This window comes from Lapidilactobacillus dextrinicus DSM 20335, from assembly GCF_001436095.1.
GTDB lineage: Bacteria > Bacillota > Bacilli > Lactobacillales > Lactobacillaceae > Lapidilactobacillus > Lapidilactobacillus dextrinicus.
The window spans coordinates 82,005-104,158 of the sequence record NZ_AYYK01000008.1; the positions used below are offsets into that span (position 1 = coordinate 82,005).

The following is a 22,154-nucleotide window of genomic DNA, read 5'->3' on the forward strand; positions in this document are numbered from 1 at the left end:
AAATATATCAGCTGATCAATCTTCTGATCCGGAAACAATCACAGAAGTTGAATTAGAGAAAGAAGAAAAAGCTAAGGAATACGACGCTAGTCAAATTCAAGTACTTGAAGGACTTGAAGCTGTTCGTAAACGTCCTGGTATGTATATCGGTTCGACTAGTTCACAAGGTTTACACCATTTAGTTTGGGAAATTATTGATAACGGGATTGACGAAGCCTTAGCTGGCTTTGCGTCACAAATTGATATTACGGTTGAACCAGACAATAGTATTACAGTCGTCGATGATGGCCGTGGTATTCCAGTTGGTATTCAAAAAAAGACGGGTAGACCAGCTTTAGAAACAGTATTTACGATCTTACATGCCGGCGGTAAGTTTGGCGGTGGTGGATACAAAGTTTCTGGTGGTTTGCACGGTGTTGGTGCTTCAGTTGTCAACGCTTTGTCAACTAACTTAGATGTAACCGTTACACATGAGGGTAAACGTTACTATATGGATTTTGTTCGGGGCAAAGTTAATACTGAAATGACCGTGATTGGCGATGCACCTGAACATGAACATGGCACTAAAGTTCACTTTGTCCCTGATCCAGATATCTTTACTGAAACGACGATTTATGACGATAAAGTTTTAAATACCCGAATTCGGGAATTAGCCTTTTTGAATAAGGGATTAAAGTTAACTTTTACAGATAAACGCGCAGAATCTGCCGAACGAATCGAATATCATTATGTTGGTGGTATTCGCAGTTACGTTGAATATCTAAACGAAGGTAAGGAAGTTATTTTCCCAACGCCGATTTACGTTGAAGGTGAGCAAAATGACATTACTGTCGAAGTTGCTATTCAATATACCGATGATTTTCATTCTAATCTTTTAACTTTTGCCAACAATATTCATACCTATGAAGGTGGGACTCACGAAGCTGGGTTTAAAGCTGCCTTAACTCGGGTTATTAATGATTATGGTAAGAAAACTGGGTTAATCAAAGAGAATGACGATAATTTATCAGGCGATGATGTTCGTGAAGGGATGACGGCTGTTGTCTCGATTAAACATCCAGATCCTCAGTTTGAAGGACAGACCAAAACAAAATTAGGTAATTCTGATGCACGAACAGTTACCGATAAAATGTTTTCTGAGACGTTTAATAAATTCTTACTTGAAAATCCAACCGTTGCTAAACAAATTGTAGAAAAAGGCCAGTTAGCTTCTAAAGCACGTCTGGCTGCTAAACACGCTCGTGAAGTAACTCGGAAAAAATCAGGTTTGGAAATCAGTAATTTACCAGGTAAATTGGCAGATAATACGAGTAAAGATCCAGAAATTTCTGAATTATTTATTGTCGAGGGTGATTCAGCCGGTGGTTCTGCTAAGCAAGGACGTTCTCGTTTAACACAAGCTATTTTGCCAATTCGTGGGAAGATTTTGAACGTTGAAAAAGCCTCAATGGAAAAAATCTTAGCTAATGAAGAAATTAGAACACTATTTACAGCTATGGGAACTGGATTTGGTAGTGATTTTGATCTTAGTAAAGCACGCTATCATAAATTAATTATCATGACTGATGCTGATGTCGATGGTGCGCATATTCGGACACTATTGCTGACATTATTCTACCGTTACATGCGTCCAGTTGTTGACGCTGGCTACGTGTATATTGCTAAGCCACCACTATATCAAGTTCGTCAAGGTAAGTTCATGCGTTATATCGACTCTGATGAGGAACTAAACGAAGTAGTAGGTCAACTACCAGCCTCACCAAAACCAGCTATTCAGCGTTACAAAGGTTTAGGTGAAATGGATGCTGAACAACTTTGGGAAACAACCATGAATCCCGAAAACCGTCGGATGGATCGGGTTGAGGTAACAGATGCTCAAGAAGCTGATGATGTCTTCCAAATGCTAATGGGCGATAATGTTGGTCCACGTCGTGAATTTATTGAATCTCATGCGAAGTACACGAAGAATTTAGATGTTTAGAAGGGGAGTTTGCGAAGTAAATGGCAGAATTTGAAGACCATCGCATTGAAACAGTTAATTTATCTAAGACAATGCGGGACTCATTTTTAGACTATGCAATGAGTGTTATTGTCGCGCGAGCTTTGCCAGACGTACGTGATGGCTTAAAGCCCGTTCAACGTCGGATTTTATATGGTATGAACGAATTAGGCGTTACACCGGATAAGCCTTATAAAAAGTCAGCTCGTATTGTCGGCGATGTTATGGGTAAGTATCATCCCCATGGTGATTCTTCAATTTATGAAGGTATGGTACGAATGGCTCAAGATTTTAGTTACCGTTACCTTTTAGTTGATGGTCATGGTAACTTCGGGTCAGTTGATGGTGATGGTGCGGCTGCAATGCGTTATACCGAAGCAAGAATGAGCAAAATTGCCGTTGAAATGCTTCGAGATATTAATAAAGACACGATTGATTACCAACCTAACTATGACGGTACTGAACGAGAACCAGTTGTTTTACCAGCTCGTTTCCCTAATCTGTTGGTGAATGGTGCAACTGGTATTGCCGTTGGTATGACAACGAATATTCCACCTCATAATTTATCAGAAACCATTAGTGCATTACATTTATTGATGAATAATCCTGATGCAACAACTGCTGATTTGATGGAAGCACTCCCTGGTCCAGATTTCCCAACTGGTGGTATTGTCATGGGTAAGTCTGGTATTCGTAAGGCTTATGAAACTGGTAAAGGAACCATTATTCTCCGTGCTAAAACAGAAGTGACGACTTTAAAAAATGGCCGTGAACGTATCATTGTTAGCGAAATTCCTTATATGGTCAATAAAGCTAGATTGGTAGAACGAATTGCTGAATTAGCACGTGATAAACGAATTGACGGCATCGTTGATTTAACTGATGAATCCGACCGTGAAGGTATGCGAATTGTCATTGATATTCGTCGCGATACTAGTGCGTCAGTCGTGTTGAACAATTTATATAAATTAACGTCAATGCAAACAACGTTTGGGTTTAATATGGTGGCAATCGTGAACGGTGCCCCTAAACAATTAAGTCTCAAAGAAATTTTGCAATATTATTTGGTTCACCAAGAAGAAGTGATTCGTCGACGGACAGAATTTGATCTTAAGAAGGCAAAAGCACGAGCTCATATTCTAGAAGGTTTAAGAATTGCTTTAGATCATATTGATGAAATTATTCGTATTATTCGCGGTTCACAAACAGGTGAAGTTGCTAAGAATACTTTAATGAGTCAGTTCGCATTGAGTGATAAGCAAGCACAAGCAATCTTAGATATGCGTTTAGTTCGCTTAACTGGTTTGGAAAGAGATAAAATCGAAGCCGAATATAACGACTTAATGGCAACCATTGCTGATTTAGAAGATATTTTGGCACGTTCAGAACGCATTGATCAAATTATCTATGAAGAATTATTAGAAATTCAAAAACGGTTTGGTGATGAACGACGGACAGAATTATTAGTTGGTGAAGAATTAAGTCTTGAAGATGAAGATTTAATTGAAGAACAAGAAGTTATGATTGTCTTAACACATAATGGCTATGTTAAACGATTACCAGCTAATGAGTTTAAAGTTCAAAATCGTGGCGGTCGTGGTATTCAAGGCATGGGTGTCCATGATGATGACTTTATTGAACAGTTGATTTATACATCGACGCACGATACGCTGCTCTTCTTTACCAATACTGGTAAAGTCTATCGAGCTAAAGGCTACGAAATTCCAGAGTATGGTCGTACTGCTAAAGGTATTCCAATCATTAACTTATTGGGAATTGATACCGGAGAAAATGTTGAGACTGTTATTAATATTCATGATGTTGATGACAATGATAGCTTGTTCTTTATTACTCGTTTAGGCACAGTTAAACGGACGACTGTTAGCGAATTTTCCAATATTCGGAGTAACGGTCTGCGCGCGTTGACGTTACGTGACGGTGATGAGTTAACGAATGTCTTGTTAACCGATGGCAAGCAAAACATTTTGATTGGTACTCACCTAGGTTATGCAGTTTCCTTTAACGAAGAAACTGTACGCTCAATGGGACGAACTGCTGCTGGCGTTCGTGGTATTCGTTTACGTGAAGAAGACTACGTCATTGGTTCAGCTATTTTAACGGCTGATCAAGAGATCCTAACGATTTCTGAGAACGGTTATGGTAAACGAACAGCGGTTAGCGAATATCCAATTAAAGGTCGCGGTGGTAAAGGTATCAAGACTGCCAATATCACTGAGAAAAATGGACCTTTAGCAGGCTTAGTTGCAGTTGATGGCAGTGAAGATTTAATGTTGATCACAACAGAGGGTGTCCTCATTCGCTTCCCAGTTCAAAATGTTTCCCAAACTGGACGAGCAACATTAGGTGTACGGTTGATTAAAGTTGATCATGGCGCTAAGGTAGCCACCTTAGCAAAAGTTGATCATGAAGACCCCGAAGCTAGTGAGTCAACTGCTCAAAATGCAACGGTTGAGACTAATACTGAAGCTAGTGAACAAACATTGCCTAAAGATGTTGAAGCATTAGTTGATCGTGCCGAATCTGCTGATCAAGATTTTTCAGAGACAGATAATTCTGACGATTCAGATAGATAGTTAAGTTATTAGCGAAAAGCAAATAAATCGTTTTGACGTATTTAAAAATGTAGCCAAATCTATGTTACTTTTTAAAGTCGGAATGATTTTTTTGTTGTTTAAATATCTTATCTATGCTAAACTACTAGTTTGTGAGCAGACTATTTGTTGCTTACTCCTTGTTCTTAGTAGATAAGAACCAATAGTCCATAAGGAGGTGTAAAACCATGGCAGAAACATTTTACGAAGTTACTTATATCATTAAGCCAGATCTTGACGAAGAGTCAAAAGCTACTTTGATCAAGCATTATGACGAAATTTTAGGTGCTGATGGTGCTGAAGTGGTTGATTCTAAAGATTGGTCTAAGCGTCGTCTCGCTTATGAAATCTCGAATTACCGCGAAGGTATCTATCATATTGTTAACGTAAAAGCCGATAACTCAAAAGCTATCGACGAATTTGATCGTCTTTCAAAGATTGACACATCTGTTTTACGTAGCATGATCGTTAAACGCGATGATAAAAACTAATTTTTTCAATTTGAAAGGGGATTTTTAAATGATTAATCGTGTAGTACTTGTTGGCCGACTTACAAAGGACGTTGATTTGCGTTACACCGGTAGTGGCGCTGCTGTTGCATCCTTCACTATTGCAGTTAATCGTCAATTTACAAATGCCCAAGGTGATCGCGAAGCTGATTTTATTCAATGTGTGATTTGGCGTAAAGCAGCTGAAAACTTCAAGAACTTTACTCATAAAGGTTCTTTAGTTGGTATTGATGGTCGTATTCAAACACGTAACTATGATAACCAACAAGGACAACGTGTGTATGTGACTGAAGTTGTCGTTGATAACTTTTCATTATTGGAACCAAAGAGTAACAATGCTGGCTCAGGTCAGTCGATGAACTCTAATAATTCTAATAATTATAGTCAATCAAATAATATGAATAATAGTTTTGGTAATCAGAATAACCAACAAAATTCTGTTGGTGAAGATCCTTTTGCTAATAATGGCGAACCTATTGATATTTCTGATGATGATTTACCATTCTAATTGAAAATTCGAAATAACGCTTGAGAGGAGGAATTCACATGGCTCAACAACGTCGTGGCGGCCGTCGTCGTCGTAAAGTCGATTTTATCGCTGCTAATCACATCGAATACATCGATTACAAAGACACTGAATTGTTGAAACGTTTTATCTCAGAACGAGGTAAAATTTTACCACGCCGAGTAACTGGTACTAGCGCTAAGAACCAACGCAAGTTAACCGTTGCTATCAAGCGTGCACGTATTATGGCCTTATTACCATTTGTTGGTGAAGACTAAAAAGTAAATGTAAAAAGAGTCGCAATTATGCGGCTCTTTTTTGTATGTTGCCCAAAAATTACTTATTAAGAATTTAAGCCATGCTGACAGCTTAATTTAATCAATAATGGGTAAAGATACTAGCCATTAGCTCAACTTGTTAGAAATCAAATTAAGGCGCTAATAAGCCCGTGGTACAGTTAAAAGAAATAGTAAGAGGGCAAATAGTTAGCACCAGAGAATCATGGTTATTTCTAAAGAATTTTATAAGCTTTTATGGTAAAATAGGCACAAGTAACGGTTTAATAAAGATTAGTAATTATCTTATTAATAAGTTTAAGGAGTATTATGAAAAAAATAATAAGTTGGTTTCGCGAAAAATTTAGAATTCCAACTTTCTTTGCCGATATTCAATTAAGAATCATTGCTCTGACAGTTGTAGGAATTGCGATACTAGCAAGTGCGGTTGCATTAATTATTATGCCAATTTTTGGGATTATCTTTCTTGTAGCCATGATTTTATTAGTTGGTGTTATTTTTTATGGATTTGAAGTTATTTTTAAGAACACCAATAAATATGTTTCAGACTTATCTTATCGTATTAAGCAAGGTGAGCAGTCAGCCTTAATTCAAATGCCAATTGGTATCATGCTTTTTGATCAAGAGAGTGAGATTCAGTGGGTTAATCCAACGTTTCAGGATTATCTAGGCGATCAACAAGTTTTAGGTAAAAAAATTCGTGATATCGATGATAATTTAGCTAAAATGATTGATCAACATAAAGATGATGAAAAAACTCAAGTGATTGATTGGAATGGACGCAAATTTGAAATTACCGTCCAAGAAAAAGTTGGCGCCTTATACCTGTTAGATGTAACGCGTTCAGCTAATATTGAACAGCGATTTAATGATCAACAAATCGTCATTGGTCAGATTTTTATTGATAATTATGATGAAATTACGCAAACAATGGACGATCAAGGTGTTTCTAATCTTAGTAATTATTTGACTAATCGCCTATCAGATTGGGCTAGTGATTATCAAATGTTTTTAAAACGCGTTGATGAAGATCATTTCTTTGTGCTGGCTTACGCTAAAGCTTTAGCTAAAGCAGAAGCCAATAAATTCCAAATTCTGGATAAGATTCGTGAAGATACCTCAGTTCAGAACTTTCCCGTTACGCTCAGTGTTGGCTTTGCATATGGGAGTGATGATTTAGCTGAGTTGGCTATTACTTCTCAAAGTAATTTAGATCTGGCCTTGGGCCGAGGTGGCGATCAAGTAGTTGTGAGAGCTAAAGGTCAACAAGCTCATTTCTATGGTGGCAAGACGAATCCAATGGAGAAGCGTACGCGAGTTAGAGCGCGAATGATTAGTCAAGCGCTACAAGGATTATTTGCTTCAGCAAATGATATTTTTGTAATGGGACATAATCATCCAGATATGGATGCTGTTGGTGCTTCATTAGGCATTCGTCGTATTGCTCAGATGAACGGAATTAAATGCCATATTGTCTTAGATCAGAACTCGATTCATACGGATGTACAAAGATTAGTAGATGATATTAAAGACTATCCAGAAATTTATCAAAGCGTCGTTACGCCAGAACAAGCATTAGAGATGGCCAGCAGCGATAGTATGTTGATTATGGTAGATCACTCTAAACCATCTATTTCAATCAGCTCATCGTTGTATGACAAGCTTAAACAGCGTGTTGTGATCATTGATCATCATCGACGTGGTGAAGAATTTCCAGAAAATCCGATGCTAACATACATTGAGCCTTATGCTTCATCAACGTGCGAACTAATTGCCGAGATATTTGAATATCAACCAACTGATGTTGAACCTCTTAACAAAATTGAAGCGACAGCTATGTTGGCTGGAATTTCTGTTGATACACAGTCATTTTCACAACGAACCGGCACTCGTACTTTTGATGCTGCAAGTTACTTACGTTCAGTTGGGGCTAATAATGGCATGGTTCAGCAACTATTAAAAGAAAATGCTGATGAATTTATTCAACGTAATCATTTAATAGATAATTTAGAAATGGTGACAAGTAACGTTGCTATTGCATTAGGTGAAGAAAAGCAAAAATATGATCCAGTAATAGCTGCTCAGGCGGCTGACACTATGCTAAAATTATCAGGTATTGATGCGTCTTTTGTTATTAGTCGTCGCTCGGATGATATAATTGGTATTTCAGCGCGAAGCCTTGGCAAGATTAATGTTCAGGTTGTGATGGAAAAAATGGGTGGTGGTGGTCATTTATCAAATGCTGCAACCCAATTGAAAGACACAACAATTGCGAAAGCTAAACAACAATTAGTTAGTATTTTAGACGAGATACAAGATGATCAATAAACTCAGAGTTCCTTAGGAGGTATTTATTCATGAAAGTTATTTTTCTAGAAGATGTCCGTGGTAAAGGCAAACGTGGCCAAGTTAAGGAAGTTCCTGACGGTTATGCGCGTAATTTTTTGATTAAGAATGGTAAAGCTGAGTTAGCTACGAAACAGGCGATCAGTCATTTAGAGGCACAACAAAAGGCTGAAGCTAAAATAGCTGCTAACGAAAAAGCTGCTGCTAAGCAAATTAAAGAACAACTTGAAGATGACAAAACTGTTGTCTCAATTAAATCAAAAGCGGGTTCTGATAGTCGTTTATTTGGTTCAGTTCCTAGTAAACAAATTGTGACAGCACTTGAAGATCAATTTGGTATTAAACTTGATAAACGTAAGTTGTCTTTATCAGAACCAATTAAGACTTTAGGTTATACCAATGTTCCAGTTAAACTTTATAATGGCGTTAACGCGGTTATTCGAGTTCATATTACCGCAGAATAGAATAGGATTTTTTTAAGTTTGGCATTATTTAGTGCCAAACTTTTTACTAGTTTCATGTATTTAGGCTGAGAGGTTATAATGGATAATTTACAAAATCAATTGCCACCACATAGTGAAGAGGCTGAGCAAGCAGTCTTAGGTTCTATCTTTTTAAGACCAGATGCTATTGTAGATGCAATGGAATATTTAGTACCCGAAGATTTTTACCGGCGCGCTCATCAAATAATTTTTCAGGCAATGATTAATATTAGTGACCGTCAAGATGCAATTGATGTTGTAACAATACGTAGTGAATTAGAAAGTCATCATCAATTTGAGGATGTTGGTGGTGCGGCGTATATTGCAGAGTTAGCGTCAAATACGCCATCATATCGCAATGTCGGTTACTATGCTAAAATTGTTGAGGAAAAATCAATGTTGCGGCGACTAATTGGCACAGCGACTCATATTGTCAATGAAAGTTATCAGCAAGATGAAGATGCAACAACAATACTTGATAATGCTGAAAAGCAGATCATGGATGTTAGCCAAAATCGTAATCGTAACGGATTTAAACAAATTAGTGATGTTTTGTTAGAATCAATGGCCAATATTGATGAGTTAACCAAACAAGACAGCACTATTACAGGTTTATCGACAGGATATGCTGATTTAGATCGAATTACTGCTGGTTTGCATGAAGACGAATTAATTATCCTAGCGGCGCGTCCTGGTGTTGGTAAGACGGCCTTCGCGTTAAATATTGCTCAGAATATTGGTACTAAAAATGAAGATGTTTCGATTGCTATTTTTAGCTTAGAAATGGGTGCTGAACAATTAGTTAATCGAATGATCTGTGCTGAAGGAAATATTGAATCTAATCATTTACGGACTGGTCAATTGACAGATGAAGAATGGGACCATTTAATGGTAGCCATGGCTAGTTTATCTAAAGCAAAAATCTATATTGATGATACACCAGGTGTAAAGATGGCTGAAATTCGAGCTAAATGTCGTCGTTTGCAACAAGAGCAGAAAAATTTAGGGTTAATTGTGATTGACTATCTACAATTAATTGAAGGTAGCGGCCAAGAAAATCGCCAACAAGAAGTATCAGCAATTTCTAGACAATTAAAGATGTTGGCTAAAGAATTACATGTTCCGGTTATTGCCTTATCTCAATTATCTCGTGGCGTTGAGCAACGTCAAGACAAGCGGCCAGTTTTATCAGATATTCGTGAATCTGGTTCTATTGAACAAGATGCCGATATTGTCGCCTTTTTATATCGTGAAGATTATTATCGTTCCGAAGATGAAGATGACGATACTGGTTCTGCTCCTGCACAATCAAGTGATGATGATCAAAATGTTGGTCCTGTAGAAGTTATTATTGAGAAAAACCGGGCAGGTGCTCGCGGTACGGTACAGTTATTATTTGTTAAATCGTATAATAAATTTGCATCAGTTTCGAATCGGGACATGATGCCCCAATAGTTCTTATTTCCCGGGAAATAAGAAAACCACAAAAGATGATTGTACGTCTTTTATGGTTTTTTTTTATTTATATAATGATAATATTTTTTTAAACATTGAAAATAAGAACTATTAATGATAGAATCCTTCATGTAGTTAACAATTTTAAAAGGTGGCAATCAAATGTCAGGAACAGTTGTAGTAGGTATGCAGTGGGGCGACGAAGGAAAAGGCAAAATTACAGACTTTTTAAGTCGAGATGCCGATGTTGTAACACGTTATCAAGGCGGCGACAACGCAGGACATACAATTAAGCAAAATGGACAAACTTATCACTTAAGAACAATTCCATCCGGAATTTTACATGCTGATAAGACTTGTGTCTTGGGGAATGGAATTGTACTCAATCCTAAGTCACTCGTTGCCGAAATTACTCGTCTTCATGAAGCTGGTGTGAGCACGGCCAACTTGGTGATTTCAGATCGTGCCCATATTATCTTGCCATATCATATTGCTTTAGATAAGGCTCAAGAAAATTATCGTGATGACAATAAAATCGGTACCACTAATCGAGGAATTGGTCCTGCTTATACCGATAAAGCTGAACGTTCTGGTATTCGAATGGTTGATTTGTTAGATAAAGATACTTTTGCCAAAAAATTAGCAACGAATTTAAAATTTAAAAATGAATTATTAACAAAAATTTACCAACAACCAGCATTAGATTACGATGAAATATTTAATGAATTCTACGATTATGGCCAACAGTTAAAAGATTATGTTGTTGATAGTAGTGAATTATTAAATGCTCGCATTGATAAAAATGAGAATCTACTTTTTGAAGGTGCACAGGGAATTATGCTAGATCTTGATCACGGTACTTATCCATATGTAACGTCTTCTAATCCTGCTGGTGGCGTTTCTGTCGGTGCTGGCATAGGACCTCAAGCCATCACTCATGTTGTTGGTGTTGCCAAAGCGTATACATCAAGAGTAGGTGATGGCCCATTCCCAACAGAGCAATCAAATGAAGTTGGTGAATATCTTCGTGATGCAGGTCATGAATATGGCGTTGTTACTAAACGCCCACGACGCATTGGTTGGTTGGATGCGGTCGTTTTAAACCATTCACGTAAAGTAGCTGGTGTTACCGAATTATGTTTAAATTCAATTGATGTTTTAACTGGATTAGAAACAGTTAAAATTTGTGTTGCTTATGAACTTCACGGCAAGCGTATTGATTACTATCCAGCAAGTTTTAAAGATATTGCCGATTGCACACCGATTTATGAAGAATTGCCTGGATGGAATGAAGATATTACGCAAGCAAAAGAAATTTCAGAGTTACCAATTAATGCACAAAATTATATTCAACGTGTTTCAGAACTAGTTAAATTACCACTTGCTACTTTTTCCGTTGGGCCCGATCGTGAACAAACGATTGTATTAAAAAATGTTTGGCAACAACCTGCCTACAATAAGTAAGCTAAAGAAAAACCTTGGTCGATTCGACCAAGGTTTTTTTGTTTATAAAAAAAGAGAACGCAAGATTGTTTTCAAAACGTATAATACGCCAGCAATCTTCGTTCTCATGGGTTTGGCACCGTCAATTATTATAACATATTAGATAGTAAAGTGTGTATTTTTCGATAATAAATAAAATAGAATTTAGTAGCGTCTTTCAGAGAAAATTAAAGCTACTTGGTGTAGTTTAATTATCAGCTATTTTATAATTGGCTATGGTACGATGAAATCGAATAAATATTGTTGATTTTTTCGTAGACATTAGGGAGTGTGGTGAATGAAAAATTCAATGTTGCACGTTGTTGTAGACCGTCAAATTGGCTATTTTGATGATAAACATGCCCATATCCAATCAATTATGGTTATTTACCCAACATATTAGGCAGCGATAATGAACCTCAAGATGTATATATTATTTCCGAGGAAATAATATCACCTATATCCGTATTTGATGGTAAATTAATTGCGATTATTCATCGAGAAGACGATATTGAAGATAAGTGGGTTGTTACTACGCCACATGAAAGTTTTACTGCTAAAGAAATTGCTGACAAGGTAAAATTTATGGAGCAGTACTTCAATAGTATAATTGAGCTTTTGTAAGGCACTTTTATATTATTATCTCCTTAAAAGTTTCATGTGAAACGTCATTTTATATATAGAGATTTAATCTGAACGCATTCTGTTGAAAAGGGGAAAACAACATGACTGAGCCTGAAAAAATTGGCAAAATGAGCAACTAAAATTAGATTTAGGGGCGGATTTGGGTGGAATATTACTATCGACTACTGCAACGGCACAACCGGGAATTGCAACGCTATATTACGAAAATTCTAAGTTAATTGGTGTTCAAAGCTTGAGTACTGAAAAGAAACCGATACGAGTTGTACAAATCAAAACGCCAGAAACAATTGAAGCTGAATATTTTGAGCGTTTTATAATAAACAAAGCCAAAGAAAAAGGCATTAAATTAGAAGATCATACTGAATATTCGGTGCCAGCTAACCAACAAAAAATAATGGCAGATTATTGGCATGACTTGTCACCGATAATGACATTATTAGGGCTGAACCTGGTATCTTCTAAGCCACATCCGGCTAAGGCTCAGCATAGATGGAATTCAAAGGTTGCTAAAGTAAAATTCTCAACAGTTTACGAAGGTACACAAGCAACAATTTATTGGCGTAAAAGAAATGAGGTAGTTATTTTATCTGGCGCAAAAATGAAATCAGAGCCAGAGTTAAACGCAAATGGTAAGCTTGGTTTTGCCGCACGTTTTGCTATTCAACTGTGTCAAGAACATGTTAATTCTTTTACTGAAGATTTTATAACTGTTGAAGATATAATTTTAAAAAGCATCAATGAGGTAGGGTTATTTCTTTATTTTGGGAATACTAATAGTTGGTTACAATTTAAAGATGAGAATAATCGAACCATTGATGAATGGACAATTGTTAAATGATAATTTATATGATAATTAACTGTGAGATTTAACTTTTTATGACGATAAAATGATAAAATATAAGAGAACGTTTCATGTGAAACAAGAATAAGGAGTTGAAGAAAATGGATAAAGAGAAATCAATTCAGTTAATTAAAGATTTATCAAATGTACGAGGAATTTCTTCGTTTGAAGACGAGGTTACAGCACTTTTTAAAGACACAGTGAAAGATGCTGGAATCGTTAGTGAAGATCATATGCGTAATATTTTTGTTAAGCACCCTGCTAATGATGGCAAGCGTCCTGTGGTTGAATTAGATGCGCATTCTGACGAAGTTGGTTTTATGATTAGAGCTATTAAACCGAACGGTCAGATGATGTTTGTTAATGTTGGCGGTTGGGCAACAGTTACAATTCCAGCACAAAAAGTTAAAGTACGTAATCGTGACGGTGAATGGATCTCTGGTATTGTTAGCAGTACACCACCACATTTTATGACTGCTGAAGAAAAAACACGTCTACCTAAACCTGAAGAATTAAGTATTGATGTTGGTGCTTCTAGTGCTGATGAAATTATTGATATTTATGGTATTGAAGTGGGCGCACCAGTAGTGCCAGACGTTACCTGTGAATATAATGATAAAACTGGCTTATTTCTAGGTAAAGCATTTGATAATCGAATTGGTACAGCATTACTAGCATCAACCATGAATGATTTAGCATCAGAAAAATTAGATGTAGATATTATTGCTGGTCTTTCTTCTCAAGAAGAAGTGGGAGATCGCGGTGCCGAAGTTGTTGTACGTAAAATTAAACCTGATTTAGCTATTGTATTTGAAGGCGCGCCTGCTGATGATACAGTGATGCCGAATTATTTAATTCAGTCAGGATTACGTAAAGGTCCTATGTTACGTGACTTTGATTCAACGATTGTCACTAATCCACATTTCCAACGTTTTGCATTAGATATTGCAACTAAGAATAATATTCCTGTTCAACGTTCAGTTCGGACTGGTGGCGGACAAGATGGTGCAATTATCAATCGTTACAATGGAGCACCAACAATCGTGATTAGCGTGCCAGTTAGATATGCGCATACACCATATTGTTTCATCGCGTTTGAAGATTATCAAAATGCATTGGCTTTAGCTAAGAAAATAATTAAAGCGTTAAATGCTGATGTTTTAGAAAAATTCTAATTTAGGTTTTAAAGAGAGTTCAGATTTTCTGAACTCTCTTTTTATTGATTAAAATTCTATTATTTCCCTGGAAATAATAGAAACCTGTATAGAACGAACTAGTTGAAGTTAAGTTTGAAAATCAAAATAAAAAGTGTGACTCAGCAAACTGCCGAGCCACACTTTTTATTATTGAATTATAATTCGCGATTTTGACGTCTTGCAATTGCTGGTAAGATCAATCCTAAACTAATTAAGAAGATCGGCATTGCAATATTTAATACTAATTGGAACCACCATTCAGTTGGGCTTGTTGCATAAGCAATTTTAGGAACCATACCTAAAATACATGCAAAGGCAGTAAAGACGAAGCACCATAAGCCAATACCAAATCCTAATTTAGAATTCTTAACAAACATGTAGTCTGAATGAAATTTATCTAAGTGTTTGTTTAAAAGCATGAAGGCAAGGAATACCCAGAGATAACGAAGTGGCATAACGACTGAGTTAAGGTTAAGTAACCAGTTATATAAGGTGTTTGTACCACCAATACCTAGTGCAGGAATAATGATGATGATACCAACTAAAACACCAGTAAGTTTATAACCATTTACTGGAACGCCATCAGCATTTTTCTTACGTAATGCGGCTGGGACAAATTGGGGATCGGCATCATCTAATAAAATACGCAATGGTGCATCGATTGAAACAGCAAAAGCGGCGATAGAAGCCATTGCATTCGCAATAGCATAAACATACATTAAAATATTACCAACATGGTAGAATTTACCTAGACGTTGGAAGGCAACATAAGCACCATTGGCCATTAAGTCAGAAGGAATATGTTTGGCATCAAAAATCATACCCATTGCAAAAGAGCCCATAATTGCAGAAACAGCAACCATAATTGCTAAAGCAATCATACCCTTAGGGAAGTTCTTTGCTGGATTCTTTGTCTTATTAACGTAAGGTGAGATTTTTTCTGCACCACCAACGGCGAAGACTAACATCGAAATTGTTGTGAAATATTTAAAATCAAATTTTGGAATATAAGTACTAATATGATTCATATTTGCAGTTGCAATAGAAGAACCCGTCATTGCTGGTGCAGATAAACCAAGAATAATGAAAAGAATTGACATAACAAACATAGACATACCGGCAATACTACCAATACGATTCAATGTTGTAATACCACGAGAAGCTAAGAATAAGAAAATCAAGAAGATAACTAAACTCAAAGCTTGAACGATCATTGAAGAAGTAACATTAACAAAGTTACCATTACCACTAAAGAACCAGCTTAAGGCAATCATAATTGCCTGTGGCTTTTGTGCTAAGTAAGGGATATGAACTACCCAGTAAGTCCAAGCTGCAAAGTAGGCGAGGCGTTTAGTTGAAACTTCCTTAATCCAACTAGAAACACCACCTTCAGCATCTTTGAAGGTTGCCCCCATTTGCCCTACCATTAAAGTATACGGAACGAAGTACAGAACCATTATTAAAATCCAAGAAACGACAACAACTAAACCTTCTTGTGCAAAGTTATTAACGACGTTACCTAAACCCCAAACGGCTACGAATGCGAGTAATGCAATGTTGTACCAAAATAATTGCTTTGAGTCTTTTTGCTCAGCCATAATATTCCCCTTTCTGAGAGAAAAATAATCTATTGAAACATTATACCCCCTCATGAATGCTTATTCATGAAAGAATAATGAGAAATAAAATTTAATCAATTACTCATAATTGTCTTTTGTAATTTTAAAAGCTGATATCAAGCTGTTTTTAAAATTAGAAGAAGTTACAAGTTTTATAATTTTTCTAATCAAAAAAATAATATAAATTTTAAATCGTCATTCTATTCAAAAAAATCTATTGCTTTTTACTAAAAAAAGCGTGGTTATTAAGAAATAAACTTAATGAAAATACTCATAATAATGATATGATTAGAATATATTCAAGATATTATTAAGGAGAAATCATATGACACAATTAGTTATTGCGTTTGCAGGGTTTGGTAAAAGTGCCAATCGTTATCATTTACCTTATTTAAAGAACCGATCTCAAATAAAGGTTAAAATGGTTTATGATCATCGCTTTAGACATTATCACGAACAACAAGATAATTTAAAAGCTAGTGGTGTTGAACTAACAACTGATTTTACTGATATTCTTGAAGACTCTGACGTTCAACTGATTGCGATTACGACACCAGCGGCAACTCATTATAGTTTAGCTAAACAAGCGCTATTACATGGTAAGAATATTTTAGTAGAGAAACCTTTTTGCGAAACTGCTGAACAGGCTGAAGAACTTTTAAAACTAGCTAAAGAAAATAGCTTAATTGCTATGCCGTTTCAAAATCGCCGTTTTGACAGTGACTATTTAGCACTAAAACATGTCTTAGAAGTTGGGTATGTAGGGGAACCTTTAACGATTGAATCACATATGGATCATTTCCGTCCTAGTGAGCAGTTTGTTAACAGTGATCCAATTAATGGTCAATTCTATGGCTTAGGTATTCATACAATTGATCAAATTGTGGCATTATTTGGTCAACCGCAACGAGTGTTCTATGATATTCGAGCCCAACAAAATCAAGGAACATTAGATGATTATTATGAAACTCAACTTTTTTATTCTAAATTAAAAGCGACTGTAAGTTCCGGTCCGTTAGTTGCTACGCCGTACCCTTCATTTAGACTTAACGGTACTAAAGGTAGCTTTGTTAAATACGGTATTGATCAGCAAGAAAATGATTTAAAAGCAGGAATTATGCCAGATCAATCTGACTTTGGACAAGATGCTCCTAATGCGTTTGGTCATTTAAAGTATTTGAACGGCAATGGTGACTGGATAGAAAAAGATTTACCAACGCCAGTAGGAGATTACGGCCGAGTATATGATGCAATGTACGCTGCTATTATTGAAAAAAAATCCAAACTTGTAACAGATCAAGAGTTACTAATTGACATGCGAATTCTTGAGGCGGGTGTTTCTGAACAGGGGCCCCATGTAAAAGAGTTTTAGAACAGATAATTTTTAATAAAATAACTAAAAAACACTTAATTGAAAATACTTGCAGTGGAATTAATGATTAATTGATGCTGCAGTATTTAAAATTAAGTGTTTTTATTTAATACGATAAAATTTATAAATTAATTTTCAGGTTGGTAATCTTTATCAATGATCAAAACTGGTTTAATGGTTTTACCAGATCGCGAATCTTCATTAGCTTGATTAATCTCATCAAAGTCGTAAAATCTTTCAGTCTTATCAAAATCAAACATACCTTGACGGTAGAACTTAATTAACCGAGGGATATCAATTTGTGGAATAGAGTCGCCCATATTAACACCAATTACTGAACGATCATCAACGCAGAGATCATTCCAAGTATCTAGGTCAATATGGTTAGGCGTAACAGCGATACATGCAGAAACACCGCCTTGAGCTAATGCTTTGATAGAACTTTCCATAACCGCCGTAACCCCAGTAGTATCAACTGCAAAATCAACACCATAGCCACCAGTTAATTGCTTAATCGCTTCAACGGCATCTTCATTCTTACTATTAATGACGTCTGTTGCGCCTAATTCTTTGGCTAGAGCTAACCGTGAATCAACAATATCAATGGCAATAACCGTTGTACATCCGGAAATACGTCCTGCCATCATTGCTGCAAGTCCGACCGCACCAGTACCAAAGACTGCAATTGTTTGACCAGGGCGTGGTTTTAGCGTGTTTAAAACAGTGCCACTACCAGTAACATAGCCACAACCTAAAGGCCCTAATTTACGTAAGTCAAGATCATCGGGAACTTTGACACAATTACGCTCTCGGACTACGGTTGTTGTGGTAAAAGAAGATTGATCAAACATATCGGCGACGTGTTTACCATTTTGAGTAAAATGACTAGTTCCATCTGGACGAACACCTGATAAATTATTAGCACCGTAATGTAAACATCTTGTTGGGATGCCTTTTAAACAATTTTCACAGTTACCACAAGCATAAAATGACAATACAACGTGATCGCCAGGTTTAAAGTTTTGAACATGAGCACCAACTTTTTCAACGATACCGGAACCTTCGTGACCAAGTATGATTGGATAATCAATGACCGCATCACCTACGCGTAATGCTTCATCGGAGTGACAAATACCGCTGGCCACCATATGAACCTGAATATCATCAGGCTGCATATCGGCTAGTTCAATGTCATCGTGGATAACAAATGGCGCATCCTTTTGTTCGACAACTGCTGCTCTAATCTTCACAAGAAATCACCTCTGAGTTTATTTAGAAAACGATTACATTATTCATTATTTCACTATTTTTTTGAAAACTCAATCATAAATTGACGTTTAATTGAGTAATACAATTGTTATTTTTACAGTTATTTTAAGCTAGAAGGGTTCTTCATTGACACCCTTACTTTTACAAAGTATGATGTTAGAAAAAAGGGGTGGATAAGATGGTTAACACACTTAAACAAATGAATTCAAATGTGCACTGCTGTTGCAACTGTATGAACAACGGCTTATTTGCATATGCACATCAAGAACTCATCTTATCTGCTAATCGATGTTAGGCTAACAATTACTGTATAAGAAGAGAGCTAAGACTGTGCGCATATATAACGCACAGTCTTTTTTTATTAGTAAATTATAAGTGTCATAAACGGAGGAAAAAATATGAAAATAGCAAACAAGACATTTAGCAGGGTAATAGGAATTGGGGTTTTGATTACTTTAACTATGATTTTAACGGCATGTGGTGCTAAAAAATCCAGCAAAACAGCCGGTAGTGCTCAAACATTACGTCTAGCAGCAGCGGCGCAATTAAATACGATTGATATTTCAACTTCATCAGGCTATGGACAAACGGGTAATGTTTATGAAAGTTTCTACCGGTTAGGTAAAAACGGCAAACCAACAGCTGGATTAGCCAAAGCAACTAAAGTCAGCGCTGATGGTAAGACCTATACCTTTACTTTGCGTAATGCTAAATGGAGTAATGGTGATCCGATTGTTGCTCAAGATTTTGTATATTCTTGGCGTCGAACAATTAATCCGACAACAAAATCAGAGTATGCTTATTTATTCGAAGGAATCAAAAATGCGAAGGCAATTAGTGAAGGTAAATTAGCACCAGATCAACTTGGAATTAGAGCACCAGATCAAAAAACAGTTGTTGTAACGTTGGAACGACCGATTTCTTACTTTAAGGTTTTAATGGCTTATCCATTATTTGCACCGCAAAATCAAAAGGTTGTTGAGAAATATGGTAAAAAATATGCGACAAATTCCAAATACATGGTTTATAGTGGCCCATTCAAAATTAGTGGTTGGAAAGGAACAAATAATTCTTGGCAGTTTGTTAAAAATAATGAGTATTGGGATGCAAAAAAAGTTAAGTTACAGACAATTAGCTATAAAGTAGTTAGTGATCCTCAGACGAGTTTAGACCTTTATCAAAATGATCAACTTGATTTAAGCAAGTTATCTCAAGAACAAGTGGCAAATTATGAAAATGATAAAGAGTATATTCAGTATCCATATTCTTATGTTAGTTTCTTAAGCTATAACTTTGCTAACACTGATGCTAATAAGCAGAAAATTTTGACCAATCGTGATGCACGATTAGCTATTTCACTAGCGTTAGACCGTAAGCAACTGACTAAAAAGGTTCTAGGTAATGGTTCTTTAGTTCCCACTGGCTTTGTATCGACGGATTTAGCTAAAGATCCTCAGACAGGTAAAGATTTTTCAGCCGCACAAAAAACAGCAAATACGTTAGACTACAATACTAAATTAGCAAAAACAAAATGGAAAGCAGCACAAACTGCCACCGGAATTCATAATGTCACTTTAACAGTATTAGCAGGAAATGATAACGGTGATGATCCTTCAACTGGAATTGTTGTTCAATATTTGAAGGGGCAACTTGAAAAAGTGCTACCAGGACTCTCAATTAAAATTCGAGCAGTACCAACACAAGTAGCCAATAGTGAACGACGTCAAGGTAAATTTGATATTGCCTTAACAGGATGGGGTGCTGATTTTAACGATCCGATTTCATTTTTAATGATTCCTGAAAAGGGTACAGATTATAACTACGGAAAATATGATAACGCAGAATATAACGCACTATTGGCTAAAGCTAATGGTACTGATGCTAATAATTCTGAAAAAAGATGGCAGGATATGGCACAAGCAAGTCAACTATTATCACAAGATCAAGGCGTAACACCGTTATATCAAAGTGTTTATTCTTTCTTACAGAAAGATAATGTAAAAGGAATTATTCATAATACTGCTGGTACACAGTGGAATTATAAATACGCTTATATCAAATAATTAAAAAGAGGTCCGAACTAGATTTACTAGTTCGGACCTCTTTTTAATAGGATTATTTTTCAAAGCGTTGAATTAAATCAACAAATGTATCCATTGAGCTCTTCAAGAATTTAAGCGTACCTTCGTTTGTAATCTTTAATTGATCATCAAGCAAATTCGTGACATTACTAATATAAACTTCTGGTTGTTGAACGATTGGCATATTCAAGAATGTCAAAGATTGACGTAAATGATGATTTGCACCAAAACCGCCAATAGCACCTGGAGAAACGCTTAAAATAATTGCTGGTTTTTTATCCCAAATACTTTGGCCGTAAGGACGTGATCCGACATCAAGTGCATTTTTAAGAACTGCAGGTACCGAACGATTATATTCTGGAGTTGCAAAAATAACGGCATCAACATCTTTCATTTCATCACGAAATCTTTGCCATTCTGTAGGAACTTGATTTTCATCATCAAAATCTTGGTTATATAGTGGAAGATCGCCAATCTCAATATCTTTAACGATATAATCACTTGGTAATAAAGCAGCCGTTTGTTCGGCAACTGCACGAGTAAATGATCCTTTACGTAAACTACCGATTAATAATCCAATTGTCTTTGTCATAATAATTGCTCCTTCTTACTATTTATAAGTAAATGTTACCTTGTTAAAAGACAAAAAGCAATAAAATAGTCTTTGTAAATATAATCTAATATTAAAAACTAGATGATAATATTTAATTGGTGATTTATTTAGTTTTGTGTATTACAATATAATCAATATGATGTTAGGAGCATAATAATGACAACAAAAAAAATATTTACACCACCAGAACATCCTTCTAGGCGTTATGAAATTTTAAATGAAATTTTTTCGGCGATTACCCATGGCATTGGCTTTTTATTTGCTATTGCTGCTTTGGTTCTATTAATTGTTAAAGCAAGCCAAACTCATGATGCATTACGAATTGTTACTTTTACAATTTACGGGTCCTGCATGGCGTTACTATATTTATTTTCAACTTTATATCACAGTTTGGTTTTTACAAAAGCACGTCACGTTTTTCAGATTTTTGACCATAGCTCGATATTTATACTGATTGCGGGAACATATACGCCATACACTTTGGTAGCTATTGGTGGTTGGCGCGGATGGACTATTTTTGGGATTATCTGGGCATTGGCTATTGCCGGTATTTTAATGAAGATTCTTTTTGCCAAGGCTCCTCAAGTTTATGAAACAATTCTTTACGTTTTAATGGGTTGGATGATTATTCTAGCCTCACAACCATTAGCAAAATCGATCGGACAGCGTGGACTATGGCTACTTATTGGCGGTGGGATTGCCTATACTTTTGGTGCATTACTTTATAGTATGCGTGGTATTAAATATATTCATGTTATTTGGCACGTTTTTGTAATGATTGGTTCAATTTTAATGTTTTTCTCCGTGTATCTTTATGTCTAAACGTTTTTCT

At 36.1% G+C, this 22,154-nt stretch carries 17 protein-coding genes and 1 pseudogene; 15 read left to right on the forward strand and 3 right to left on the reverse strand.

Annotation, left to right across the window (positions count from 1 at the left end):
• Nucleotides 1–37: 37 nt before the first annotated feature.
• From gyrB to FC84_RS04890, 12 genes and pseudogenes are all read left to right on the forward strand, one after another.
• Complete coding sequence (gyrB, locus tag FC84_RS04840) at nt 38–1,981, forward strand: DNA topoisomerase (ATP-hydrolyzing) subunit B (RefSeq protein ID WP_083479553.1); 1,944 nt, start codon at nt 38–40, stop codon at nt 1,979–1,981.
• A gap of 20 nt (nt 1,982–2,001) precedes the next feature.
• Nucleotides 2,002–4,593, forward strand: coding sequence for a DNA gyrase subunit A (gene gyrA, locus FC84_RS04845; protein WP_057756299.1), 2,592 nt, complete (start codon nt 2,002–2,004; stop codon nt 4,591–4,593).
• A gap of 206 nt (nt 4,594–4,799) precedes the next feature.
• Entirely contained in the window at nt 4,800–5,102 is a 303-nt protein-coding gene (rpsF, locus tag FC84_RS04850) for a 30S ribosomal protein S6 (protein WP_057756302.1), read from the forward strand.
• A 28-nt stretch (nt 5,103–5,130) separates the two neighbouring features.
• Nucleotides 5,131–5,628: a single-stranded DNA-binding protein gene (gene ssb, locus FC84_RS04855; RefSeq protein ID WP_057756305.1), complete on the forward strand. Its 498-nt coding sequence runs from the start codon at nt 5,131–5,133 to the stop codon at nt 5,626–5,628.
• 38 nt (nt 5,629–5,666) lie between these two features.
• Nucleotides 5,667–5,903, forward strand: coding sequence for a 30S ribosomal protein S18 (gene rpsR / locus FC84_RS04860; protein ID WP_057756309.1), 237 nt, complete (start codon nt 5,667–5,669; stop codon nt 5,901–5,903).
• 327 nt (nt 5,904–6,230) lie between these two features.
• Nucleotides 6,231–8,249 (forward strand): DHH family phosphoesterase, encoded by a 2,019-nt coding sequence (locus tag FC84_RS04865; RefSeq protein ID WP_057756311.1) that lies wholly within the window; start codon nt 6,231–6,233, stop codon nt 8,247–8,249.
• A 29-nt stretch (nt 8,250–8,278) separates the two neighbouring features.
• Complete coding sequence (gene rplI, locus FC84_RS04870; protein WP_057756314.1) at nt 8,279–8,731, forward strand: 50S ribosomal protein L9; 453 nt, start codon at nt 8,279–8,281, stop codon at nt 8,729–8,731.
• A gap of 78 nt (nt 8,732–8,809) precedes the next feature.
• The gene (gene dnaB / locus FC84_RS04875; protein ID WP_057756318.1) at nt 8,810–10,204 is read left to right on the forward strand and encodes a replicative DNA helicase; all 1,395 of its coding nucleotides are present in this window, start codon (nt 8,810–8,812) and stop codon (nt 10,202–10,204) included.
• Nucleotides 10,205–10,366: 162 nt separating this feature from the next.
• On the forward strand, nt 10,367–11,668 hold the full coding sequence (locus FC84_RS04880) for an adenylosuccinate synthase (RefSeq protein ID WP_057756321.1): 1,302 nt from the start codon (nt 10,367–10,369) through the stop codon (nt 11,666–11,668).
• Between the two features lie 316 nt (nt 11,669–11,984).
• Nucleotides 11,985–12,310: pseudogene (locus FC84_RS08895) on the forward strand (inorganic diphosphatase).
• A gap of 160 nt (nt 12,311–12,470) precedes the next feature.
• Nucleotides 12,471–13,169, forward strand: coding sequence for a hypothetical protein (locus tag FC84_RS04885; RefSeq protein ID WP_057756325.1), 699 nt, complete (start codon nt 12,471–12,473; stop codon nt 13,167–13,169).
• Nucleotides 13,170–13,273: 104 nt separating this feature from the next.
• The gene (locus tag FC84_RS04890) at nt 13,274–14,347 is read left to right on the forward strand and encodes a M42 family metallopeptidase (protein ID WP_057756328.1); all 1,074 of its coding nucleotides are present in this window, start codon (nt 13,274–13,276) and stop codon (nt 14,345–14,347) included.
• A 176-nt stretch (nt 14,348–14,523) separates the two neighbouring features.
• Here FC84_RS04890 and FC84_RS04895 read toward each other — a convergent pair whose 3' ends face one another.
• Entirely contained in the window at nt 14,524–15,966 is a 1,443-nt protein-coding gene (locus tag FC84_RS04895; protein ID WP_057756331.1) for an amino acid permease, read from the reverse strand.
• Nucleotides 15,967–16,312: 346 nt separating this feature from the next.
• Here FC84_RS04895 and FC84_RS04900 point away from each other — a divergent pair, with 346 nt between their 5' ends.
• Nucleotides 16,313–17,359, forward strand: a complete 1,047-nt coding sequence (locus FC84_RS04900) for an oxidoreductase (protein ID WP_057756335.1) — start codon at nt 16,313–16,315, stop codon at nt 17,357–17,359.
• A 128-nt stretch (nt 17,360–17,487) separates the two neighbouring features.
• Here the strand turns inward: FC84_RS04900 and FC84_RS04905 are convergent, their stop codons facing one another.
• The gene (locus FC84_RS04905; protein WP_057756338.1) at nt 17,488–18,609 is read right to left on the reverse strand and encodes an NAD(P)-dependent alcohol dehydrogenase; all 1,122 of its coding nucleotides are present in this window, start codon (nt 18,607–18,609) and stop codon (nt 17,488–17,490) included.
• Between the two features lie 417 nt (nt 18,610–19,026).
• Here FC84_RS04905 and FC84_RS04910 point away from each other — a divergent pair, with 417 nt between their 5' ends.
• Nucleotides 19,027–20,691 (forward strand): peptide ABC transporter substrate-binding protein, encoded by a 1,665-nt coding sequence (locus FC84_RS04910; RefSeq protein WP_057756341.1) that lies wholly within the window; start codon nt 19,027–19,029, stop codon nt 20,689–20,691.
• A 52-nt stretch (nt 20,692–20,743) separates the two neighbouring features.
• On the opposite strand, the gene FC84_RS04915 is transcribed toward FC84_RS04910, so the two are convergent.
• Nucleotides 20,744–21,301: an NADPH-dependent FMN reductase gene (locus tag FC84_RS04915; protein ID WP_057756344.1), complete on the reverse strand. Its 558-nt coding sequence runs from the start codon at nt 21,299–21,301 to the stop codon at nt 20,744–20,746.
• A 177-nt stretch (nt 21,302–21,478) separates the two neighbouring features.
• Here FC84_RS04915 and trhA point away from each other — a divergent pair, with 177 nt between their 5' ends.
• Nucleotides 21,479–22,144 carry a PAQR family membrane homeostasis protein TrhA gene (gene trhA, locus FC84_RS04920; RefSeq protein WP_057756347.1) on the forward strand — a complete coding sequence of 222 codons (666 nt, stop codon included), beginning with the start codon at nt 21,479–21,481 and terminating at the stop codon, nt 22,142–22,144.
• Nucleotides 22,145–22,154 lie beyond the last annotated feature (10 nt).